Here is a 16,775-nt window from a genome sequence, read left to right as displayed (position 1 = left end):
CAGTCAATAAAGACTGTAGCGCATTTTATATAATTATATTTAATGAAATTATCTTAATGTTTTTAGAGCGCCGCTCCAAGCGATTACTTCGTCAAGCATTGCAGTCATATTTGTTTGGTGTAAATCTTGTGGTTTGAACACAGAGCCGTTTTCAAAGTCTGTGAATAAAGACAAAGTTGGATGGGTGCGAACGTCAGCCACTTTTACTTCACCTAGGATCCCACGTAAGTGTTCAGCCGCACGAGCTCCGCCTGTTGAACCATAGCTTACGATTCCAGCAGCTTTGTTGTACCAAGCTTCACGTGCGAAATCAATGGCATTTTTTAATGCGCCAGTAATGCTGTGGTTGTATTCTTGAACAACGAATACAAATCCATCTAAACTAGCAAGCTTTTGATTCCAAGCAGCAATTCCTGGCTCTGAACCATCAGTTGTGCCTAGGAATGGCAGGTTGTAGTCTGAAATATCAACGATTTCATAGTCTGCATCTCCACGTTGGTCAGCGATTCCTTTTACCCATTCTCCTACTTGCGGGCTAACACGTCCTTGACGTGTGCTTCCTAAAATAATACCTATTTTTAATTTTGGATTTGTCATTGTTTCTTCCTCCTTAGTTGTTGTACCAAATAATTTGTTTAAAAAACCCATGCCGTCCACCCCTTGCTGTTATTTTTAATTTATATAGGCTTTTTGAATTCGAGTTTTTTGAATTAAAATATTACTAAACTTGTTATTTTTAATTCGAGATAAATATAATACATATTTATCTCGATGTCAAGAGATTGAATTTACGTTTTTATATGTTAAAGATTTCAAAAAGGAAAAATCTTTAATAGCTTGCATTCATGAAGGCCAAAATTACGAAAGGATGTAATGGAGGGTTCTCATAAGGTGGGGATGAAGCCCAAGTATAGCAGGGAAAGAGAAAATGGACCTCATGAAGGTTCATGAAGCCCAAAAATAGTTTACTGAAATTCTTGTAGAGATTCATCATGAAGTTTCTTTTTAATAAATCGAAAAAGTACAATTAACAATACCGCGGTAAGTGGATAGGTTGGAATAGAAAAATATAGCTTCCAGCCAGTATAGGTTAATGCCCGGTTATGTACAGTGATCCATTCGAAAAATAAAGAAAAACCAGTCCAAAACAGAATATACCAAAGCGTTTTCCTGCCATATAGCTGCCATTTATCATACACATATAAAAATAGGAGAGAGGCACATGGATACATAAAAAAATGAAACAGTGCACCAGAAAGCTCATATGTGGGGTTATCGCCGAAAAAATAAAATTTAAAGGGAGTGGCAATAAAAAAATAGTCGATGGTGGAAACGTACCAGATATTAAATACGAAAATAAAAAAAACCAAAACAGGTGGAAAGTAATTACGAATCGGTAAAAATATCAAGAGTGCAATGAAAACAGCTATAATGAAATACCATTCATTCCAATCAAAGGTAACGTTCAATGTTTCCATCCTCCTATATAAAGGATGTTTCGAAAAAACTTCATTAGTCCAATTAAAACGACCAAAGCGATCAACCAAAAGGTAAAGGACCACCAAAGCTGCCAATGGACATGATTCATTACACCTAATAAATCAGATAGCCATTCTAACCCAGTTAATAGTATGATTAATCCTCCTAATAAAATGAGCTTTTTCAAGTGAGAGTTTAGAATAATAAAAAATTGAAGGAAAGTTACCATTATTGCTGGATAAAGCACTATTCGGTTGATAAAATGAGCAAATTCATAGGTGAGTTTATCGGGAATAATCAACGTCCTAAAATTCATAAAGCAGAGGGCAGAGAAGTTTTGAAAAAGATACGAGCTAAACATCCAGTAAACCAGGATTTCTAGAATATGGAGCCTTTTCTTCATTTTAATAAAAAGGAATATAGTCAATACGTTGACTATTAAATAAAAGATTAAAATCATCTAAGCTGCTCCTTATCTTCACTTTGCCCTTTCATCTATTATGGTTAAAAAAAGGAAAAATATGTAGAAGCTAGAGGGAGGCTTGTCCGTTTTTGCAGACTATGCCACAATATACAAAGAGGATGAACGAAAGGAGGAAATGAAGGATGTCTAATTTGCCAAATTGTCCAAAATGTAATTCTGAATATACATATGAAGATGGAAGTTTATTAATTTGCCCAGAGTGTGGTCATGAGTGGAGTTTAGAAGCTGCAGCTGTGGAAGAAGAAAGAGTTATTAAAGACGCAAATGGAAATGTATTAAGCGACGGTGATTCAGTAACCGTTTTAAAGGACCTTAAAGTAAAAGGCAGTTCCTCAACGCTAAAACAAGGTACAAAGGTAAAAAACATTCGTTTAGTGGATGGAGACCATAATATCGACTGTAAAATCGATGGTTTTGGCGCGATGAGCTTAAAATCTGAATATGTGAAAAAAATATAAAAAATTGGCGCTCCTTTAGTAAGGGGCGCCTTATGTTTTTTCCTAGAAATCAATGTTGTCAGGGTCTGGACCAACTCGAAGATTTTCATCCAGATCACTAATTCTGTTCAAATCTTCAGTTGAAAGTTCAAAATCAAATATAGCTGCATTCTCCATTATTCTGCGCTCTTTCGTTGATTTCGGAATAGTTACAACGCCATTTTGCAAATCCCAGCGTAAAATGACTTGAGCGACTGTTTTGTTATATTTATTAGCTAGTTCTTTTAGTAAAGGATTTTCAAATAACTGACCCTGCATTAAGGGGGACCAAGCCTCAAATTGAATGCCATTGTTATCACAAAAGGTTTTGACTTCTTGCTGCGTTAACCTTGGATGATATTCAACTTGGTTAACCATCGGTTTTATTTCAGCATCCTTCATCAAGTCTTGTAGATGGTGAACTTGGAAGTTACTTACTCCAATTGCATTTACATTTCCATCCTTATAAAGAGTCTCTAATGCCCGCCAAGCCTCCTTATATTTACCCTCTACTGGCCAATGAATGAGGTAGAGATCAAGATAATCAAGTCCTAGTTTTCTTAAGCTAGTTTCGTATGCTTCAATCGTCGATTCGTAACCTAAATCAGCATTCCAAACCTTTGAAGTAATAAATAATTCTTCTCTTTTAATTCCGTATTCTTTCATTGCTTCATGAATGGCTTGTCCAACGCCTTCTTCATTTCCATAAATAGCTGCAGTATCAATACTGCGGTATCCATGCTTAATCGCAAATTTAACAGCATTCACTAATTCGGGACCTTCTTCGACTTTAAATATCCCAAGACCAAACCAAGGCATTTTTACACCATTAGATAAAGTAGTCGTTGCTTGTAAGTTGTTTGTCATTTTTATTGAACCTCCAATTTTTGATTTGAAAATGAACACATGCTATCGGTAACGGTATCGTCTTTTTGTTCAAGCTTTCGACTCCAGCCAGTTAGGAAGACAGCGCCAAGAACCATTAAAGCTCCTATCCAAGTGGTATGAATCAGTCCAATTGAATCCGTGATGAAGCCGCCTAAAAAGGAGCCAATTGCAATTCCTGCATTAAAGGCTGCAATATTCAGGGCAGAAGCAATGTCTACGGCATTTGGGACATACCGCTCAGCCAGCATGACCACATAAACTTGTAACCCGGGAACATTCATAAAAGCGAAAAGCCCCATTAAGAAAATCGTAATCAATCCAGCTATTTTAAATGGTGATGTAAATAGTAAGATAAAAAGGACCAATGCTTGGGCGAAAAACATATAGAATAGTGCCTTAATCGGATTATTATTCGCTGCCTTTCCACCAATCATGTTGCCGATTGCAATTGCTATTCCGTATCCAAGAAGAATCGCAGCGACAGTTCCATCCTTAAAGCCTGTGATTTCCTGAAAGATCGGAGATAAATAAGTAAAGACAACAAACGTTCCGCCATACCCTAAGGCTGTAATGATAAATACGAGTAGTAAGCGGCCGTTTGTTACTAATTTGATTTGATCACGAAAAGTAGAAACTGTACCTTTTCGTAAACTAGATGGAATCAGGATACTATTTGCAATTAGTGCGATTAGACCGACAACAATAATAAGGATAAACGCCATTCTCCAGCCAAATTGCTGGCCAATAAAGGTACCGAACGGAACACCGGTTACCGTTGCAACGGTTAGTCCGGTAAACATAATCGATATCGCGCTGGCTCTCTTATTTTCTGGTACTAAATCAGCAGCGATGGTGGAGCCGATTGACATGAAAATACCATGTGAAAGAGCTGAGATAACACGGGCAACAAGGAGTACACCGATGCTCGTTGCACTTGCAGCCAGTCCATTTCCGATGATAAAAATAACCATGATCCATAGTAATAAAGATTTACGTGACATACTAGAAGTGACAGATGTCAAAATCGGTGCCCCTAAGGTTATTCCTAAAGCATATAAAGAAACCGTTAATCCGGCAGTTGTAACGGGAATTTCTAGATCATTTGCAATCAACGGTAAAAGGCCGACACTGATAAATTCAGTCGTGCCAATTGCAAAGGCACTAATGGCTAATGCCAGCAGCGCAAACGTACTTTGTTTATGATTCAAAGACATGTTGTCTCCTCCTTAAAAATATACAGATATATGATTTCGATTTGCTTGTTGCAGCTCAATCGATAAATGTTATTATGGGATATAGTGAAACATTAGTGAAGTACGCACTTTTAAGTGATATAGATACTTATAAGTAATATAGATACTTTTTAGTGCCTATGAGTGAGGAGGGGTTTTACTTTGAAAGAAAAGAAATACAATATATCTGTAGAAGCGACGCTGGAAGTGATCGGAGGAAAGTGGAAGTGTGTGATTCTTTGCCATCTAACCTATGGCAAGAAACGAACGAGTGAATTGAAGCGCTTGATGCCGGATATTACACAGAAGATGTTAACACAGCAACTGCGGGAATTAGAGGAAGATGGAGTCATTAACCGAATCGTTTATAATCAAGTTCCGCCAAAAGTTGAGTATGAGTTAAGCGAGTATGGATGGAGTTTAAAGAGTATCTTGGATTCCCTTTGCGCATGGGGAGAAAAACATATTTCCAAAGTGTATGGCAGTTTGGATGTCTTGGAAAAGAACGTACTTAATGAACATCTGAAATAAAAATTAAGGCGCGCCTATTAAAACTGAGCATTTTATTTGATTCATAAGAACATGAATGCAGGCTTTTTTTCATACTATATTTTGGAGGTGAAAAAATGCCAAGAGTATCTTACCGAAGTTCAGACATTGACTTAATGGCAAGGATGATGAGAGCAGAAGCTGAAGGCGAAGGGAAGCAAGGAATGCTATATGTTGGAAATGTAATTGTTAACCGTGTAGTAGCAGAGTGTCCAGACTTTAGAGCATTAACAAATATTGAACAAGTCATATTTCAAGTACAAGGAGGAAATTTCTCTTTTGAAGCTGTTCAAAAAGGCAATGTATTTTATCAAAGAGCAAGAGAATCTGAAAGAAGATTAGCAAGACAAAATGTGGAAAATTGGAGAGATCACCCAGCGAAATATTCTCTTTGGTACTTTAATCCAACTGGTGCGTGTCCTCCAACATGGTACGACCAACCTTTTACTGGTCAATTTAAACAACATTGTTTTTATGAACCAAAACCTGGAACATGTCCTAGTGTTTATAGAGGATGACAAGTTTGGTCTTTCGAGGAAGAAACCGAAAATATTAACGTAGTAAAATATTTCGTAAAAAAACGCTCAGACATCTGAGCGTTTTACTTTTAAGGAGCTTTTCTATTTTTTCAATAATAGGTACATAAAATACGGTGCACCAATGAGTGCGACCATAATTCCTGCTGGGATTCCGGCGGAGTCCATGATATTCCTTCCGATGGTATCAGCAAACATTAACAGCCACCCGCCAATTAATATGGCAACAGGGATAAATAATTGATTTCTAGGTCCGACAAGCGCCTTTGCCATATGTGGAGCCATTAATCCGATAAAGGAAATTCCACCTGTAACCGAAACAGCAGAAGCGGCAAGGGCTACGGCAGTAATCAGTAATACAATTCGTTCTTTTTCAATCGAAACACCAACACCGATCGCTACTGGTTCACTTAGACCAAGCAGGTTTAACCGATTGGCTTTATATAAGGTAAAAGGAAGCAGCACAACCAGCCAGGGGAGGAGCGCCCAGATAAACGGCCAATCTGTCCCCCAAATATTCCCCGCCAGCCATTTCGCAATAAAATCGACTTTTGCCCGCTCTGCAGATGAGATCAGAACAATCATCGCTCCGGAGAGTGCCATCGAAAACCCGACCCCAATTAAGACTAATCGAACAGGCTGAAGTCCCTCACTTTTGCTATACGCAAATAGATAGAGAAGGATAGCTGTCAGCATGGCGCCGATAAAAGCTATAACGGGAATCATGTAAGTAAACGAACCTGAATCAATGGGAAAAAATAAAAAGAAGACGGTAACGGCGACACCTGCACCGGAATTAATCCCAATAATCCCTGGGTCCGCCAAATCATTACGGGTAATACCTTGTAAAATAGCCCCTGATAATGCCAAGGCCATTCCAGCTAAAAGGGTAATGATGATTCGCGGCATTCGAATGGAAAATAACACGAATTCCTCTTTGAACGTCCCTTGTCCGATGAGGGTTGGGATCAGCCTATCATACGATAGAGAGGAGAAACCCAATCCCAAGCCAGCCACGATTGTAACCATGATTAATGCGAATAAAATAACTAAAGTGATACGTTGCTTTCTAAGTAATGAGGGTTGGATCATGAGAATGCTTTCCCTCCTTTACGAACAATCACAAGGAAGAATGGTAACCCCAGTGTTGCCACAATCGCCGCGACAGGGGTTTCAAAGGGTGCATTCATTGTCCTGCCAAGTGTATCGGCAAAAAGCATAAATGTGGCCCCTGAAACGGCAGACATGGGAATAATAAAACGGTAATCCGTACCCACGATAGCCCGTACCACATGGGGAACCATTAATCCGATAAAAGCCATATTTCCAATAAGGGCGACGGATGCGCCCGCTAATAAAATAATCGCAATGAAGAGAATTACCTTTATTTGGGTCGTTTTTTGACCTAATCCAACGGCGACTTCTTCATTTAAGCTAAGAATCGTGAGTTGCCTTGAGAGAAATAGAGAAACTAGTAACCCAATAAGGATGAAGGGAATAATGACTTGAAGCTGGCTCCAACTGGTTCCAACCATTCCTCCGGCCGTCCACATCGAAACATTTTTTGAAATTTTAAAGGTAATTCCAATTCCTTCTGCAATCGCATAAAGAAAAGCAGAAACAGCCGCCCCCGCTAAAACAATCCGCAGCGGAGAAAAGCCTCCTTTTTTCATCGCACCCATCCCAAATACCATCATTGTTCCGACAGCTGCTCCAATAAAACAGGCAATGGTAATGCTGAAATAGTTGGCAGAAGGGACGAAGGCGATGACGATTGCTAGTGCGGCATTTGCTCCCGCCGTTAACCCTAATAAACCTGGGTCTGCAAGGGGGTTTCTGGTAATACCTTGCATAATCGCTCCTGAAACCGAAAGCGCGGCTCCGACCACGATGGCTGCAACCTCACGCGGCAAGCGTATTTCACGGATAATCGAAATCTTTTCACCTTTTGCATCTGAAAAAAGTGCCTGCGATACATCTTTAAGGCTAATTTCTGCTGCTCCCATCATCATGGAGAAAACAAACATCGCTGCAAACACAAGTATGCCGATTATCAGCTTATATGCAAAAGGAATAGATCGTTGTTTTTCATTGATCATAAGTCTCTCATCTTTTCTTTCCTAGAATAGGTGGAAAGAGGAATTCCGTTAAGAATCCCTCTCTACTATTAGTTGCTTAAAAATGATTTCTTAATGAATTCTAGCTGCTTTTCTAGTGTGACTGGATCACTGAAGGAAGCACCTTGACCATTCATTTTAAACACACGGTTGTTTTTTACCGCAGGAATGTTTTTGTATGTTTCTGTTTCTTGGAAAGAAGTATCAGCGTCTGAGTATTTGCTTAAGATCACATAATCCCCTGCATACTCAGGAATAACTTCGGCGGATAAGGCAAAATAACCGGCACCCTCTGCGACTTCTTTTACTTTTTCAGGCATTTTCATTTTCATTGCTTGATAAAGAATTTCCGTTCCCCGTGCCCAGTTGCTGCCGAATACATAAAGATCTTTTCCGTAGCTTTCCATAACAGAAACGGTTGCATCTTCACCGATTTTTGCACGGATTTCTTCGCCAGCGGCCTCAGCTTCTTTTTTGAAGTTATCAACCCAGCTTTGAGCTTCTTTTTCTTTATTTAATAGTTTTCCAATTTCTAAGTGCTGTGTTAAATAATCAACTTTTCCCCACGTGTAGGTTACAGTTGGAGCAATTTCACTTAACTTATCAACGTTTTTAATATTGGATAGACCAATGATTAAATCTGGCTCTAATTCGATAATTTTTTCTAGGTCTTCATCGGAAACTTCTGTAACATCTTTCATTTCTTTTTCAAATGTCGGGTTGTTCTTTGACCAAACATCAGCACCGACGATATTAACGCCTAAATCGATAACATTACCAGTGAATCCGGAAAGCATAATAACGCGCTTTGGATCTGCAGGGACTTCAATCGGTCCAGTTTCGGATTGATATGTGATGGTTTCAGATTTTTTATCCTCTGGTGCCGCAGCTTCCTCACTTTTTGATGTTTCGGCTGTACCGCAAGCACTAATAATTAACACTAAGAGCAGGATAAAGGGCAGTAGTAGTTTTTTCATGGTTTGTTTCTCCTTTTAGTAGATTGTACGTTATGCACATTGGTTTTTTTGTTCGAGGGTCGTGTCCGATGACCGCGTCAATATTGAATACCTTTTTGAGCACTTTATGACTAATGACTTCCTCACAATTCCCTGCTTTTACAATTTCACCGTCTTTTAAGGCGATAATATGATCTGCAAAGCGGGCTGCTTGGTTTAAATCATGAAGGACCATCACAATTGTCCGTTCCTGTTCATGATTTAATTTTTGCAGAAGCTCCAAAACTTCTAGTTGATGCGCCATATCCAGGTAGGTGGTTGGCTCATCCAGGAAGATAATTTCCGTTTCTTGAGCAAGTGCCATCGCAATCCAAACGCGCTGGCGCTGTCCGCCGGAGAGTGCGTCTACTGGACGAAACTTAAAGTCGATTGTACCTGTGACTTCAAGGGCCCAGTCAATCACTTCGTAATCCATTTTTGTTAAGCGGCCAAAGCCTTTTTGATAAGGGAAGCGCCCATAGGATACGAGCTCGCCAACTGTTAAGCCACTTGCACTTTCTGGTGTTTGCGGAAGGATTGCCATTTGTTTAGCAAGAAGCTTCGTGTTTACCTTTGAAATATCTCTACCGTCTAAAAGGATGTTTCCAGATTGATGGGAGATGATCCGTGTAATGGCTTTCAATAATGTCGATTTTCCACAGCCGTTCGGTCCGATAATCGTGGTAATCCTCTTATCTGGAATTTCGATACTAAGGTTTTTGACAATTAAGCGTTCACCATAACCAATGCTTAATTCATCTGTAGATAGGCGAACCATGGGAACCCTCCTTTATGTAACTGAGAATTAATTGATAATGATTATCAGTATCGTATGAGATTACTATAAAGGTGAGTGATAATGATTGTCAATTACAATTTTGTGAAAAGTTTTTAATTGTTTGATAGTGTTTTTTTACATTCATTGCATTTCCTTATGTTCTAGAGGTTTGTTGTACATTTTCATCCGTCAAAAAATCGACAAATATGGGTGCCACAGAGTTTTCAAAAAAATATGTATTGTCAATCGGGAGAAAATCCATTACTCTTATTGATAATGATAATCAATTACAGTTGGTTAGGGAGTGGACGGAAATGGAACAACAAGAATTGTTTGATGTGACAGTTATTGGCGGCGGACCAGCGGGGCTTTATTCTACTTTCTATAGTGGACTCAGAGAAATGAAAACAAAGGTGATTGAGTATCAACCTCAGTTAGGCGGTAAAATTCAAGTTTACCCGGAGAAAATGATCTGGGATGTCGGCGGCTTAACGCCAATAACGGGAGCAAAATTAATGGAACAGCTGGTTGAGCAAGCATTAACGTTTAGCCCAACCGTCGTCTTGAATGAAAAGGTTGAATACATCACGCGTAATGAAGAAGGAATTTTTGTCTTAAAAGGGTCTTCCGGAGAACTTCATTTTTCAAAAACCGTGATTGTTGCCATTGGCAGCGGAATTTTGAAACCGCAAAAGTTGGAAATAGAAGGCGCGGAGAAATTTGAAGTCACGAATTTACATTACACGGTAAAATCTTTTAAACAGTTCAAGGACAAAACAATCATCATTTCTGGAGGCGGGAATTCTGCCGTAGACTGGGCCAATGAGCTAGAACCGATTGCCAAAAAGGTCTATTTAACCTATAGAAAAGAGGAATTGGGGGGGCATGGACAAGAGGCACAGGCAACAAAGCTTCTCGAAAGCTCTGTAGAATGTTTCTTTCAATCTTCGATTACTAAATTAATCGCGAATGGCGAACGTGATGAAATCGCCACCGTTGAATTAACGAACCATGAAACAGGTGAGGTTTCACAACTGGCGGTTGATGATGTGGTGATTAGTCATGGCTATGAACAGGATGCAACACTATTGGAAAATAGTAAATTGAGTATCGATCGAGTGGATAATTATTATATTGCGGGTAACGCTACGAGCGAATCTTCGATTGATGGTCTTTATGCTGCGGGAGATATTCTTATGTATGAAGGGAAAATCAACCTGATTGCCGGTGCGTTCCAGGATGCGGCGAACGCTGTAAATAAAGCCAAACAGTTTATTCAGCCTGACGCTGCTAAAGCCGCAATGGTTTCTTCCCATAATGAACTTTTTAAAAAGCGTAATAAGGAATTAGTGAAGCAATTAGTTGGAAAATAGAGTGAAGGCTGCCTTCACTCTATTTTTTTTTATAATTTGGGGCGATTAAATCAATCCGATTGGTCCAAATCCCACCGCTATAGTTGTCAGGAAGTCTCGTTAAATCATCTTGCGTATCAAAGCCTTCTGACCATCCGCCATCACCTGCGACAACAATTACTCTTGTATCAACACTGTCCATCCGATTTAAAAATTTATCTGACCACCCCCAAATCCATGGAGCAATTTTTTCTGGCAGATGTAATTGTGTTTTCTCACATGCAGAGGGGATATAACCTGTCCACCCCACGGCAATATAGGGAAGAAGACAGCTTTTTAACGTCGCCTTTGACATCACACGAAGATCGGGGATTTCCTCTTTTATTGTAGCAATGGGCTGATCTCCTCCGTAAACCGTTAATTGACTTAAGCGGTTTTCTGGCAGTTTTTTTATCGCTTCAGCCAGCTGTATTCCTTCTTCTGGATCATCACTTTTAATATGAATTAAAAATGAACGGTTTAGAAAATAGTTGAACACTTCATCAAGTGAGGGCATGAGGCCGACACCTTTACCGCGAAAAGGATAGGTTTTTCCATTATCCGCTGTGTATCCATAGCCAATGTCCAGCTGCTTTAATTCTGCCATCGTAAATTCCTTCGTCGTTCCTTCTGTATTTGTCCGGCATTCCAGCGTCCAGTCATGAAAAACAGCAAATTGACCATCTTTTGTCGGTTTAATATCCAACTCAACAACATCCGCACCAGCTGCAAAAGCTGCTTCCATGGAAGGAATCGTGTTTTCTAGATAAGGGTGTTCAGGTGGGTGAATTCGTTCCGCCGTACACGTATCCCCCTGAATTCCTTCCATACTAAAAGTTTGGCCTAGCCCGCGGTGTGCGAGAAGCAGGGGATTACTCTCGCGATCCTTCGCAAAAATAGAACTATTGTTGAGAAAAATAAACAAAGACAATAAGAGTAGAAATATGAATATTCTTTTTAGTATTTTTTTCAGTTTCGTTTCCTCCATTGATTGATATGCAAGATAATTGACGCTAACGGGGGCAGAATTGTTTCGTTTTTCGTGGCTTTCATGTCTAAGTTAGTGAATTTTCTATGTTAATACAAGATTAGAAGAGAACTTTTTCACAAAAATGGGGATATCGGCGATAAATAAAATATATCAGTGAAAAATGAAATATATCAGCAAAAAATCGATTATATCAGCATAAAAATGGAATATATCAGCGAACAGCAAAAATCCACAAAAAAACTGATTGGAGTTGCCAATCAGCACTAAACTAAATTCTCTTTTTAACATCTTCTCTAATGGATTCAATCAGTGTATCCGATAAATTAGCTGGCAGCGAAGTACCATCTTTAAAAACCCAGGCATTCATGATTTCCAAATCTGCTTTTTTAAAAGTAATGCTGTAATTCAGTTGATCATGGGTAAACTCTGCCGTCACATATTCCTCGCTGTCGAAATCATCATCAACAATCATATTTGTTATTTCGTATGTATTCACAATAAAATCTCCTTTATGCATTCTATAAAATAGAGTTTACTAAAAGGAATTGTTTATACATTTTTAAGGAAAGTATATGTCTAGGTGGTTTTCATGGTTTCTTAGGGTGTAGTAGTTTTGAAAGTCTGTGTTTATGCTGGCATGTGGATAGTCTGTTGTATCAATCTTGACGAGCGTTCCATCTATTTTCGTAAAGATTAAGGAAGACACTGTTACTTGGATCTTTTGAAAATGAAAACCGTCCCTTTGGACCATCATTTCTTCATCCTGATAATAGTTTAGAATCACTTGGCGATTTTGATAGTTTGACAGAAGTGACAAGTCGTTTAATTGTTTTTCCATACCCGTAGTACATACCCTCCACAACCGCATTGGTCGATAAATTTCATTTCAATTCTGCCGCCAAAGTAAGCCAATAATGCATCTGCTAAATAGTCATTAGGGTTCCCGAAAGAAGCTGGGGTCACAACATTTACATAATAACCCTTTCCAGTCTTCTCTACGGCATCGATGGCATCCGTAATTACCAGCTCCATGTCCATGACATACTCCTCATGTTCAAGTGATATTGACCAATTCTTATCCAACGCAATCACCTCTTATCTTTATTTTAGTATGAAGAACTTAGTGACGAGGTGATAGGAATCACAATCATCCACAAAAACTCAGCGAAAGGATATAAGCCGTCATAAATAATACTCCAAACACAAAAAAAGGAACCATCTCCACTGATGGTTCCTTTTTTCGTAAGCTATGAGATTTTCGCGGACCTGTTGCTTTCAATCATGGCACTTACTTGCGTGACCGTTAATGGTTTACTATACAAATCACCTTGAAAGGCATCACAATTCAATTCTTTTAGAAAGAGCAGTTGATCTTTCTTTTCAATCCCTTCCGCAATGACTGATAAATCGAGGCTATGGGCTAGATAAATCATCGTTTCTACTAATGCTTTGTCTTTATGGTTGTTCAGGACATCCTGAATAAATGGTTTAGGGATTTTTAAGGCGTTAATCGGAAATCTTTTTAGATAAACGAATGAGGAATATCCGGTACCGAAGTCATCGATGGATATTTGTACTCCCAAATCCCGTATTTCTTGCATCTTTTTAATGGCGGTTTCAGCGTCTGTAAAAGCAACCCCTTCGGTAATTTCTAACTCTAAATAGTTTGGATCAAAGCCCGTTGTCTTTAGTGCCTTCATGACCATACCCACCAAATTAGCATGAAGGAATTGTACAGGTGATAAGTTGACAGCCACTTTTAAATGGGTATGCCCTGAATCATGCCAGGCTTTCCCCTGCATACAGGCATGTGTTAGAACCCATTCTCCCATAGGGATGATAAGCCCCGACTCTTCTGCAACAGGAATAAAATGATTCGGTGCCACCATGCCGGCTTCCACTGTATTCCACCGGAGCAGCGCTTCCACACCGATTATTTCCCCCGTCTGTAAGCTCACCTGTGGTTGATAATTTAGAACAAACTCATTATTTTTTAATGCTTTCCGCAGCCCATTCTCGAGTGTCATTTTTCTAGAAATGGCTTTGTTCATATCAATCGAAAAGAATTTGTAGTTGTCTCTTCCTTCTTCTTTCGCACGATACATGGCCATGTCTGCATTTTTCATTATTTCTTCCGTACTTTTCCCGTCACTTGGATAAAACGCGATGCCAATACTCATGGAGACATGTAATTCTTGGCCAGAAATGACAATCGGTTTTGCGACAATGGAACGAATCCGTTCAACTAGCGGGATTACATCCTCTTCAGATCGAATGCGGTTCAAGAGGATGGTAAACTCGTCGCCGCCTTGCCTAGAAATCGTATCGATTTTACGGACACTTTTTGTCATTTGATGGGAAACATGCTTTAACAGTAAATCACCAAATTCATGCCCAAGCGTATCATTAATATTTTTAAAACGATCTAAATCGATAAAGATTACGGCTACTTTAAAATGATTGCGGTTTGCCTGTTCCATCGCTTTTAATAGCCGTTCCAAAAACATCCTCCTGTTTGGGAGTCCACTTAACACATCGTGATAGGCCATATGCTTCATTTTTCTCACAGCAGCAAGAAGCTGCTGGTTTTTTGAGCTAAGTTCTTCTGTCCTCTCCCCAATCTTTTGCTCCAGCTTCTCCGTTAGGTCATGATACTTCGATAACAGAGTTTGATTTTCTAAGGAGGTAAAGACATGTCGTAAAATCACGAGGAGGATGGAGATAGCTGAACCAATAACTAAGCTTTTAACTTCTTTATTTTGAAAAATCATCATCATGAATAATAGGATGACGCTGATATAGGGTAATAACAATCGTAAGGAAATAGAATCCTTTAAATAATCTTTTTTGTTTTTCTTTGGAATGGCTTGATTTTCATTTAGAACAGTTTCCAACGCAAATGTTCCTGCAATGGCCATTAATAATAGTGCCAGCGACCCTAATGGTTGAAATAGAACCTCTGAAAAAGGAATGTTTGTTAGGCTTAAATAAAGATAGGCTGAATCAGCACCAACCTGAAGTGCTAAGCTTACAAGAATGAAAGATAGAACCCGCGAAGGAAAAAAGTTTGCGGAGCCTAAGCAGAATACAATGGCCCCGAAAAAAAGAATTAAATCTCCAAGTGGATATCCAATCGATACCAACTGAAAAAGAAGTGAATGATTCGTATATTGAATCAGGATTTCGCGTATGATGAAGTGCCAGCTGAAGGTAACAGCCACAGTCATAATAATGCATGTATCAAAAATAAATTTAATTAGGTTCAGGTTCTTGCCATTACATCGAATTTTGTAAATAAAGGCGATGAGATAACATATGATTTGTAACATAGTAAACAAATCAGGTAATCCAGATAACCTATTATAGTACCTGGCCAGCACGGCGATAAAATAACAAAAACTGCCTATCGAAAGGAAAAGCCAAATATATTTATCACTGGTTTTAAGATTATGGTAAACGTAAAATAGAATAATAGATGATAACAACGGCGCCAGTATTAAAAGGATATTTCCACTGATTGTAATACTTCCATTGTCTAAGTAGAGCAGCAGATAAAAACCGAGGATATGAAACAGTGTATAGTAAATAAGCAGCTTTTTTCTAACTAACCAGTTCATCCAAGACACTCCCATGAGAAAAAGAAATACTATATTAAAAAACTGTAGTAACCTTATTCTACCATTTGGAAGAGTGGGGTTATGTCGAAAATTGTCGGGGTGTAGTGAAAATTACCTATGTCATTTAGGTTTATATAGCAAATAATTTCTGAGTATTCGTAAATCTACAACTGTTTATTGTAAAATATCACTATATATAACTTTGGAGGGGGGACCTTAGCATCGCTTGCGGGGCTGCCAGAATTCTAAGGAAAGGGAGACGACTATGACACCAAAAATCTACATAACCCGGAAGCTTCCGGATCCAATCGTTGATAAATTGAAAAATGCATTTGAAGTGAGAATGTGGGAAAAAGAAGAGGAACCGGTACCTAGAGAAATTTTAGAAAAGGAAATACAGGAAGTCGAGGGACTCTACTGTTTGTTAACCGAATCCATTGACAAAGACCTTCTCCATCTTGCACACAGGTTGAAAATTGTTAGTAATATGGCCGTTGGCTATAACAATATCGATTTAGCTGCTGCAACAGAAAAAGGAATTATGGTTACCAATACACCGGGAGTATTAACAGAGACATCGGCGGACCTAACCTTTGCGCTGTTAATGGCAACAGCTAGGAGAGTGGTAGAAGCCTCCGATTACTTGCGTGCAGGCGACTGGAAGACTTGGTCGCCGATGCAATTAACCGGACAGGATATTTATGGTGCTGTCTTGGGAATCCTTGGATTAGGCAGAATAGGTGAGGCTGTAGCGAAAAGAGCGCGCGGATTTGACATGAATATTCTTTATCATAATCGTTCACGAAAGCCTGAAGCCGAGGGTCAGCTTGGTCTAAAGTACGTAAGCAAAGAAGCCTTACTTCGAGAATCCGATTTTGTTTGTGTGTTGACCCCTTATACCCCGGAAACGGGAAATTATATTGGTGCTAAAGAGTTATCACTCATGAAACCAAATGCGATCTTGATTAATACCGCTCGTGGCGGGATTGTGAATGAAGAAGCCCTCTATCATGCTTTGAAGAGGGGACAGATTTGGGGCGCTGGCATAGATGTATTTGAGGAAGAGCCGGTGAGAACAGACCATCCTCTGCTGAGCCTTCCTAATGTTGTAGCTTTGCCGCATATTGGAAGTGCGAGTAATAATACCAGATTGAAAATGGCGTTACTCGCTGCAGAAAATTTACTTCAAGGATTACAGGGGAATACCCCGAAAAATTTAGTGAATTAACCTGATGGCAGGAA

The 16,775-nt window shown here is 39.2% G+C and carries 19 protein-coding genes; 5 read left to right on the top strand and 14 right to left on the bottom strand.

Translation table 11 applies throughout. The annotated features are described in order from the left end of the window. Positions 1-48: 48 nt before the first annotated feature. The 3 genes from MLOOGBEN_RS02585 to MLOOGBEN_RS02575 all read right to left on the bottom strand — a co-directional run bounded on the left by MLOOGBEN_RS02585 (position 49) and on the right by MLOOGBEN_RS02575 (position 1,939). Entirely contained in the window at positions 49-648 is a 600-nt protein-coding gene (locus MLOOGBEN_RS02585) for an NADPH-dependent FMN reductase (RefSeq protein ID WP_179156687.1), read from the bottom strand. Positions 649-965: 317 nt separating this feature from the next. Then, on the bottom strand, positions 966-1,478 hold the full coding sequence (locus MLOOGBEN_RS02580) for a hypothetical protein (protein ID WP_218780997.1): 513 nt from the start codon (positions 1,476-1,478) through the stop codon (positions 966-968). After that, a complete protein-coding gene (locus tag MLOOGBEN_RS02575) occupies positions 1,466-1,939 on the bottom strand; it encodes a hypothetical protein (RefSeq protein ID WP_179156685.1) in 474 nt (157 codons plus the stop codon). Before MLOOGBEN_RS02575 ends, MLOOGBEN_RS02580 begins: the two co-directional genes overlap by 13 nt. 146 nt (positions 1,940-2,085) lie before the next feature. On the opposite strand from MLOOGBEN_RS02575, the gene MLOOGBEN_RS02570 reads away from it, so the two are divergent. After that, on the top strand, positions 2,086-2,421 hold the full coding sequence (locus MLOOGBEN_RS02570) for a zinc ribbon domain-containing protein YjdM (protein WP_179156684.1): 336 nt from the start codon (positions 2,086-2,088) through the stop codon (positions 2,419-2,421). A gap of 42 nt (positions 2,422-2,463) precedes the next feature. Here MLOOGBEN_RS02570 and MLOOGBEN_RS02565 read toward each other — a convergent pair whose 3' ends face one another. Together MLOOGBEN_RS02565 and MLOOGBEN_RS02560 are read right to left on the bottom strand one after the other, a co-directional pair. Continuing rightward, positions 2,464-3,306 (bottom strand): aldo/keto reductase, encoded by an 843-nt coding sequence (locus MLOOGBEN_RS02565; protein WP_179156683.1) that lies wholly within the window; start codon positions 3,304-3,306, stop codon positions 2,464-2,466. A 2-nt stretch (positions 3,307-3,308) separates the two neighbouring features. Next, positions 3,309-4,541, bottom strand: coding sequence for an MFS transporter (locus MLOOGBEN_RS02560; RefSeq protein WP_179156682.1), 1,233 nt, complete (start codon positions 4,539-4,541; stop codon positions 3,309-3,311). A gap of 180 nt (positions 4,542-4,721) precedes the next feature. Here MLOOGBEN_RS02560 and MLOOGBEN_RS02555 point away from each other — a divergent pair, with 180 nt between their 5' ends. After that, on the top strand, positions 4,722-5,090 hold the full coding sequence (locus tag MLOOGBEN_RS02555) for a winged helix-turn-helix transcriptional regulator (RefSeq protein ID WP_179156681.1): 369 nt from the start codon (positions 4,722-4,724) through the stop codon (positions 5,088-5,090). A 95-nt stretch (positions 5,091-5,185) separates the two neighbouring features. Then, positions 5,186-5,626: a cell wall hydrolase gene (locus MLOOGBEN_RS02550; RefSeq protein ID WP_179156680.1), complete on the top strand. Its 441-nt coding sequence runs from the start codon at positions 5,186-5,188 to the stop codon at positions 5,624-5,626. A gap of 102 nt (positions 5,627-5,728) precedes the next feature. Here the strand turns inward: MLOOGBEN_RS02550 and MLOOGBEN_RS02545 are convergent, their stop codons facing one another. The 4 genes from MLOOGBEN_RS02545 to MLOOGBEN_RS02530 form a co-directional block, all read right to left on the bottom strand. After that, a complete protein-coding gene (locus MLOOGBEN_RS02545; protein ID WP_179156679.1) occupies positions 5,729-6,736 on the bottom strand; it encodes a FecCD family ABC transporter permease in 1,008 nt (335 codons plus the stop codon). After that, positions 6,733-7,743, bottom strand: coding sequence for a FecCD family ABC transporter permease (locus MLOOGBEN_RS02540; protein WP_179156678.1), 1,011 nt, complete (start codon positions 7,741-7,743; stop codon positions 6,733-6,735). Before MLOOGBEN_RS02540 ends, MLOOGBEN_RS02545 begins: the two co-directional genes overlap by 4 nt. 68 nt (positions 7,744-7,811) lie before the next feature. Then, complete coding sequence (locus MLOOGBEN_RS02535; protein WP_179156677.1) at positions 7,812-8,738, bottom strand: iron-hydroxamate ABC transporter substrate-binding protein; 927 nt, start codon at positions 8,736-8,738, stop codon at positions 7,812-7,814. Continuing rightward, positions 8,689-9,534, bottom strand: coding sequence for an ABC transporter ATP-binding protein (locus MLOOGBEN_RS02530; RefSeq protein WP_179156676.1), 846 nt, complete (start codon positions 9,532-9,534; stop codon positions 8,689-8,691). Before MLOOGBEN_RS02530 ends, MLOOGBEN_RS02535 begins: the two co-directional genes overlap by 50 nt. Before the next feature lie 314 nt (positions 9,535-9,848). Between MLOOGBEN_RS02530 and MLOOGBEN_RS02525 the strand changes: the two genes are divergently transcribed. Further along, entirely contained in the window at positions 9,849-10,907 is a 1,059-nt protein-coding gene (locus MLOOGBEN_RS02525) for an NAD(P)/FAD-dependent oxidoreductase (RefSeq protein ID WP_179156675.1), read from the top strand. A 19-nt stretch (positions 10,908-10,926) separates the two neighbouring features. On the opposite strand, the gene MLOOGBEN_RS02520 is transcribed toward MLOOGBEN_RS02525, so the two are convergent. From MLOOGBEN_RS02520 to MLOOGBEN_RS02500, 5 genes are all read right to left on the bottom strand, one after another. Continuing rightward, entirely contained in the window at positions 10,927-11,913 is a 987-nt protein-coding gene (locus tag MLOOGBEN_RS02520; protein WP_179156674.1) for a glycerophosphodiester phosphodiesterase family protein, read from the bottom strand. A 271-nt stretch (positions 11,914-12,184) separates the two neighbouring features. Continuing rightward, positions 12,185-12,412, bottom strand: a complete 228-nt coding sequence (locus MLOOGBEN_RS02515) for a hypothetical protein (protein WP_179156673.1) — start codon at positions 12,410-12,412, stop codon at positions 12,185-12,187. A gap of 63 nt (positions 12,413-12,475) precedes the next feature. Then, positions 12,476-12,754: a hypothetical protein gene (locus MLOOGBEN_RS02510; RefSeq protein WP_179156672.1), complete on the bottom strand. Its 279-nt coding sequence runs from the start codon at positions 12,752-12,754 to the stop codon at positions 12,476-12,478. Next, positions 12,739-12,999 (bottom strand): CGCGG family putative rSAM-modified RiPP protein, encoded by a 261-nt coding sequence (locus tag MLOOGBEN_RS02505; protein ID WP_179156671.1) that lies wholly within the window; start codon positions 12,997-12,999, stop codon positions 12,739-12,741. The genes MLOOGBEN_RS02510 and MLOOGBEN_RS02505 overlap by 16 nt, the downstream gene beginning before the upstream one ends. A gap of 164 nt (positions 13,000-13,163) precedes the next feature. Beyond that, positions 13,164-15,533, bottom strand: coding sequence for an EAL domain-containing protein (locus MLOOGBEN_RS02500; RefSeq protein ID WP_179156670.1), 2,370 nt, complete (start codon positions 15,531-15,533; stop codon positions 13,164-13,166). Positions 15,534-15,798: 265 nt separating this feature from the next. Between MLOOGBEN_RS02500 and MLOOGBEN_RS02495 the strand changes: the two genes are divergently transcribed. Continuing rightward, positions 15,799-16,761, top strand: coding sequence for a 2-hydroxyacid dehydrogenase (locus MLOOGBEN_RS02495; protein ID WP_179156669.1), 963 nt, complete (start codon positions 15,799-15,801; stop codon positions 16,759-16,761). Positions 16,762-16,775: the final 14 nt, after the last annotated feature.

The organism is Bacillus sp. EB106-08-02-XG196, assembly GCF_013396335.1.
In the GTDB taxonomy this organism is placed as follows: Bacteria; Bacillota; Bacilli; order Bacillales; family Cytobacillaceae; genus Neobacillus.
Note: the sequence above shows the minus strand (reverse complement) of the source record. Positions and strands in the feature narration are given on the sequence as shown.

Excerpts from the sequence above, each read along its gene's own strand:
- MLOOGBEN_RS02585 (WP_179156687.1), bottom strand. The coding sequence starts at position 648 with ATGGGTTTTTTAAACAAATTATTTGGTACAACAACTAAGGAGGAAGAA.
- MLOOGBEN_RS02580 (WP_218780997.1), bottom strand. The coding sequence starts at position 1,478 with ATGGAAACATTGAACGTTACCTTTGATTGGAATGAATGGTATTTCATT.
- MLOOGBEN_RS02575 (WP_179156685.1), bottom strand. The coding sequence starts at position 1,939 with ATGATTTTAATCTTTTATTTAATAGTCAACGTATTGACTATATTCCTT.
- MLOOGBEN_RS02570 (WP_179156684.1), top strand. The coding sequence starts at position 2,086 with ATGTCTAATTTGCCAAATTGTCCAAAATGTAATTCTGAATATACATAT.
- MLOOGBEN_RS02565 (WP_179156683.1), bottom strand. The coding sequence starts at position 3,306 with ATGACAAACAACTTACAAGCAACGACTACTTTATCTAATGGTGTAAAA.
- MLOOGBEN_RS02560 (WP_179156682.1), bottom strand. The coding sequence starts at position 4,541 with ATGTCTTTGAATCATAAACAAAGTACGTTTGCGCTGCTGGCATTAGCC.
- MLOOGBEN_RS02550 (WP_179156680.1), top strand. The coding sequence starts at position 5,186 with ATGCCAAGAGTATCTTACCGAAGTTCAGACATTGACTTAATGGCAAGG.
- MLOOGBEN_RS02545 (WP_179156679.1), bottom strand. The coding sequence starts at position 6,736 with ATGATCCAACCCTCATTACTTAGAAAGCAACGTATCACTTTAGTTATT.
- MLOOGBEN_RS02540 (WP_179156678.1), bottom strand. The coding sequence starts at position 7,743 with ATGATCAATGAAAAACAACGATCTATTCCTTTTGCATATAAGCTGATA.
- MLOOGBEN_RS02535 (WP_179156677.1), bottom strand. The coding sequence starts at position 8,738 with ATGAAAAAACTACTACTGCCCTTTATCCTGCTCTTAGTGTTAATTATT.
- MLOOGBEN_RS02530 (WP_179156676.1), bottom strand. The coding sequence starts at position 9,534 with ATGGTTCGCCTATCTACAGATGAATTAAGCATTGGTTATGGTGAACGC.
- MLOOGBEN_RS02525 (WP_179156675.1), top strand. The coding sequence starts at position 9,849 with ATGGAACAACAAGAATTGTTTGATGTGACAGTTATTGGCGGCGGACCA.
- MLOOGBEN_RS02520 (WP_179156674.1), bottom strand. The coding sequence starts at position 11,913 with ATGGAGGAAACGAAACTGAAAAAAATACTAAAAAGAATATTCATATTT.
- MLOOGBEN_RS02510 (WP_179156672.1), bottom strand. The coding sequence starts at position 12,754 with ATGGAAAAACAATTAAACGACTTGTCACTTCTGTCAAACTATCAAAAT.
- MLOOGBEN_RS02500 (WP_179156670.1), bottom strand. The coding sequence starts at position 15,533 with ATGAACTGGTTAGTTAGAAAAAAGCTGCTTATTTACTATACACTGTTT.
- MLOOGBEN_RS02495 (WP_179156669.1), top strand. The coding sequence starts at position 15,799 with ATGACACCAAAAATCTACATAACCCGGAAGCTTCCGGATCCAATCGTT.